Genomic DNA, 753 nt, shown 5'->3' with positions numbered 1-753 from the left:
GGTGCAAATTTTTGAAGTAGACAATGCGGAAGATACATTTTTGTACCGAGACGAGATCAATACATTAATTTTTTCATTAAGAATGAAAGATTTTGCCATCATTGCTACAATGCAAGACAATGGTACAAATGCAATATTTCACGAGGAAGTATTAGCTAAAGTGGGTGGTAAAAAATTGCATCCGATTCAATTTGAAGAGATTTGTGCGCGTTATTTCTATTCGGCTTATTTATTCAATCGCTTGCCAGAATATACCTACATGGAAACCCCTCAGAAAGTTTATGTAGAGCCTATGCCATTGAACGATTGGACACTCAAACCAATCTTCGACAATTGGGTAGTGAAAACCTATGGACAGGTGTTGGAGAACTTTTGGAAGCCTTGGGGATTCTTATTGTTCGAAATTATTCAAAATCCTGAAAAACCAATGTCTTTTATCGAGGATGAAAAAGGAAATTTCAGGGAAAATATTGATTTGGCAAGAAACTAGATTTATCTTTTCTTACGTTTTGAATAATTATGTCTAGGAGCGTATGCGGAAGGTTTTTTATTAGCCTCGGCAATTTCTTGCCTTTTTGCTAGATTGTTGTAATAAACTATTAATGCAGATGGACCTAAAACTGGCACAGTTAGTGCAACAAAAGTTAATATCAGCTGACCACCAGTTGCATTTTTAGTTTTGAATAAACGAAAAAGCATGATTCCTGTAAGTGCCAAATGAATCAACAATACAATGTTTACGAGAAGTCTTTT

1 protein-coding gene and 1 pseudogene are annotated in these 753 nt (G+C 35.1%); one reads left to right on the top strand and one right to left on the bottom strand.

The window, feature by feature from the left end:
• Positions 1-490: pseudogene (locus FLS47_RS01735) on the top strand (hypothetical protein); the annotation flags it as partial.
• 2 nt (positions 491-492) lie between these two features.
• Here FLS47_RS01735 and FLS47_RS18195 read toward each other — a convergent pair.
• Positions 493-753 (bottom strand): hypothetical protein (locus FLS47_RS18195; RefSeq protein ID WP_188347331.1); only part of this gene is annotated, 261 nt, incomplete at its 5' end.

Origin of the sequence: Sphingobacterium cavernae, assembly GCF_008520265.1 — a bacterium.
Lineage (GTDB): Bacteria > Bacteroidota > Bacteroidia > Sphingobacteriales > Sphingobacteriaceae > Sphingobacterium > Sphingobacterium cavernae.
This window is presented reverse-complemented; position numbering and strand designations above follow the sequence as displayed.